Raw genomic sequence first — 3,655 nt, forward strand, 5'->3', positions numbered from 1 at the left:
TTTTCTTTCATCCTCAAAATGCGTTAGTAAAGCGCGTTCCTGTTTCGTTTTGTTGGTCACACCAAAGGTGTCATTGTCCATCAATTGCTGATAGCCTGCTAGCATCAAATTAGCTAAAAACGAGTCACTTTTCAGAGGTTGTACAAAATAGAGCCCTTTTGAATCTTGCAATTTATACCGGAAACCTGCTTTTTTCATGCACTCATAAACTGAGGCAAATTCACTCGCATACGAATTCATATCATTAGAAGAAGCATAAACCGGTTTCCAGCCACATTTTGATAAGGATTGTTGGATCATCGCTTTATCGACACCTGGTTTTTCCCATAATGCTAAAGTTGATGGAGGAGGTTGGTTAACACATCCAGCTGTATTTAAGAGAGCTATACAACTCAACAGTTTTAAGATTTTCTTCATTATTCCCCTCTTTCAATGGATTTATTTACAATAAAACAGCTCATAAGCTTGTTGATATTTTCTGTCACCGCTGTTTAAACAACGGTGAACAATATTGAGATGATTGGTTGAGGGAACAATCCCGCCATTCCAAGCGAAGGCAAGGATGGCGCATTGTTGATCATTACTTAAGGCTGGCATTCATCCGCGTTTTTATACCTTTTACAAAACGGGCTGTTTAAGCGCTTTTCGACACTTCTCTGTGGGATGACAGCACCAGGCTGACAAATGGGGAGGTCTTTATAATTATAGCACCAATATGGACCACCGTATCTATCACGAAATCCTGCTTGGACCATACAAGCATCAATAGATGCCATTTGATTTAAACTGAGGTTTCTATTTTCTGAATCAGGATCGATAAGACTCGGCATTCCACATTCTAATAAAGCTTTTCCTATCTCAGTAAAATCTGCTCCCTCCTTCAACCACCCATGTACTTCCCCTGGAGGAGGTTTGTCAATATTTGATATGTCACATCCAGAGACACTTAACAGAACTATCCCACTCAATAATTTGAACAGTGTATTCATTTTTTTCTCCATAAATAACCTAAACCTAAATTATCTAAAATTGCATAAGGTGCATAAATTTTTGCATTATGATATATTCCATAATTATCTTGACATTTTTTCCCCGCATTACCATAACACTTATGGGTACTAGGGTTATGCCCGATGAACGCTCCCCCTTGCTCTATCATTGGAGTTGCTGGTGGAAATATTGCATAAGGGAACCTCAAGGGTACCTTATAAGCAGTAGGTGGATTGTGACCAAATCCTGTACCAATGGGATCGAATATATGGTTTTGTAAATAAATATGATCTTTTTTACCATCACTCACATAATAGAGTGCATTCGCTATTGATTGAGAGTTATCAGCTGGTCCAAAAAGATAGATATCTGTTTTTTCTGCTATACCGTGAATGCCACGCTGTTCAAAGTCACGCATTCCATTACCCACTGTCAAGCTACCACGGCTATGCGCACTAACAATCGCCCCTGTATTGCCATAACGATAGATAAAATCTTGTAACTTCTTGGTCGAATTACTCCATCTCCCAAAATACTCATAAATCGCTACTCCGATCTCTACGAGCCTGTCTTTAGCTTGTGGGTGGTATGTAAAATAAAGGGGTTCATGCTCATTATCAGCTAACTGAACCGCATTACGCGCTGCCTCATCGGGTGTGTTAAAAATACCATTATAGAACATACGCCTGTTGCCATCAGAGCCAGCTTGTAAATGCTGCTCATCTTCAGCTCTTAAAAAGTGATATAGAGGAAACAATCGCGCCATTCCAAGCAAAGGCAAGGATGGCGCATTGTTGATCATCACAAACAAAACTTAAGGTTTGCATTCAGGTGCATTTTTATATTTTTTACAAAAAGGGCTATTTAAGCGCTTCTTGACACTGGGCCTCGGGATCACAGCGCCAGGACGACAAATCGGCAAGTTTTCGGCTCTAAAAGTATAACACCATCCCCCCCCCCTTTGGTCTTTATAGCGGAATCCTGATTGAATCATACAGGCATGAATTGTTGCCCATGCATTGTTGCTTAAATTTCTGTTTTCTGGAAATACATCATAAGGAGCTGGCATTCCACATTCTAATAATGCTTTGCCTACCTCAGTAAAGTCTGATCCAGGCTTTTCCCACATCGCCAAAGATGATGAAGGAGTTTTATTAAACTGACATCCAGCTATATTCAACAAAGTTACAACACCTAATAGTTTTAAAATTTGTTTCATTTTTTCCTCCTTAAAGGGACTTGTACTAGATTGGATGAGCCATAAACATATCGACATGCTGAGCTCGCATTTCCAAGACAGGTATGGGTATTTATGGGATTTGAGAACATATTCCATGTTTCTTTCCACCAGTTACTACCAGCAGGTATTGTCTCATAAGTATAGCCATTGCCGCCAATCCATCGGCTTACAACGTCATATCTATGCCCATCAAAGCCAATAGTGGTTTGTTTGCCACCACTCACATAAGCTAACAGACCGGATGCAGCCAAAACATTAGCCGCTGGTCCATGGAAACTGATCGTTGTATTGCCAGCTACATCATTTACACCTTCTTGTTTGAAAGAATTCATCATATTAAAGCCTGTCAAACTGCCACGGCTATGGGCATCAAAATGCAATCCTGTGTTACCATAGCGAGACATTATATCTTTTGCTTCTTGTGTGGAATTGGTCAAACCCCAAAAGTTATTTTCCATAAACTTCTGATAGCCCGCGACCAGAAGTTCTGAGATAGCAGAATCAGCTTCTGGAAACACAACAAAATAAAGCGGTGCATTTTTATCCTTCGCATGTTGCTCAGCATAAACAGCCGCCTCATAGGGTGGGGTAAAAATGCCATTGAGAGACACATGCACCTTGCCATCAGCACCTTCTTGCAAATGCTGCTTTTCTTCATCCGTTAAATAATGAAACTTAGGGATAGGTTGTCCACGAGCGTCTCTTATAGGCACCCCATTTGCATCTATTTCATAGAGTGTATTGCCATTTTCATCACGGTCGACCACAGCGATGGGGTGCTCTTTGATAAACATGGTTTTATAGGAGTCATCGCTGTATTTAAACCCTTCTTCTAAGAGTTGGGTTGCCATTTCGCGGTTTTCATGGACGATTTGTTCCAGCTTGCCTACATCGAGTTGTTGTACACCCTTATGGGCGCTGGCAGTATCACGATTAAGGGAGGCTATGGCTTGCTCAACGTCTTGTCCTGTCAATGCCTTCTGCCCTGCTTCATCAGTCAACACAATGGTGCCATTGCTGATAGCAGATTTGGTATATCCTTCCTCTGAATCTTTAGCTTTTGAATGATCTAAAACATTTTTAGCAATGTTTTTCCCGACACCATATTTGCCTTGATACATCGGACCACCCGCAGAAATGCTGATCCCATCGCTGCTGGCTTGCGCATGCGCACTGTTGCTGATGTCACTGGTGGTAATGCTTCCTGTGGTCAGGCTGTTTTTTTCTGCCGGCGCAGTGCTGGAAATAAGCCCTCCGGTCAGCGTTGTTTTGTCTTTAACGTTGATCTTAAAGCCGCCATCACCCGCTTTGATGCCTGATTGCTCCACAACACTATGATAATCGCTAGAGGATTTATCCTTGTTCAAGGAAATATTGGTTGTGGCTGTACCATCCTTTTCTCGGCTATTATAACCAATGGAAACA

General features: G+C 41.4%; 6 protein-coding genes. All 6 read right to left on the reverse strand.

Going from position 1 to position 3,655, the window contains the following annotated elements; genetic code table 11:
• Positions 1-417, reverse strand: a 417-nt coding sequence (locus tag ACFIL2_RS09155) for a hypothetical protein (RefSeq protein ID WP_375681730.1), incomplete at its 3' end; no start/stop codon positions are given.
• 21 nt (positions 418-438) lie between these two features.
• Entirely contained in the window at positions 439-597 is a 159-nt protein-coding gene (locus ACFIL2_RS09160) for a hypothetical protein (RefSeq protein ID WP_375680646.1), read from the reverse strand.
• Positions 585-989, reverse strand: a complete 405-nt coding sequence (locus tag ACFIL2_RS09165; protein ID WP_375640711.1) for a hypothetical protein — start codon at positions 987-989, stop codon at positions 585-587. The genes ACFIL2_RS09160 and ACFIL2_RS09165 overlap by 13 nt, the downstream gene beginning before the upstream one ends.
• Positions 986-1,792 carry a hypothetical protein gene (locus ACFIL2_RS09170; RefSeq protein WP_375640712.1) on the reverse strand — a complete coding sequence of 269 codons (807 nt, stop codon included), beginning with the start codon at positions 1,790-1,792 and terminating at the stop codon, positions 986-988. Before ACFIL2_RS09170 ends, ACFIL2_RS09165 begins: the two co-directional genes overlap by 4 nt.
• Positions 1,793-1,804: 12 nt before the next feature.
• On the reverse strand, positions 1,805-2,209 hold the full coding sequence (locus tag ACFIL2_RS09175) for a hypothetical protein (protein WP_375640710.1): 405 nt from the start codon (positions 2,207-2,209) through the stop codon (positions 1,805-1,807).
• On the reverse strand, positions 2,206-3,655 hold a 1,450-nt coding region (locus ACFIL2_RS09180; protein WP_375680647.1), incomplete at its 5' end, for a filamentous hemagglutinin. The genes ACFIL2_RS09180 and ACFIL2_RS09175, both read right to left, overlap by 4 nt.

Source organism: Bartonella sp. AP30XZML (genome assembly GCF_042195945.1).
Taxonomy (GTDB): Bacteria; Pseudomonadota; Alphaproteobacteria; order Rhizobiales; family Rhizobiaceae; genus Bartonella.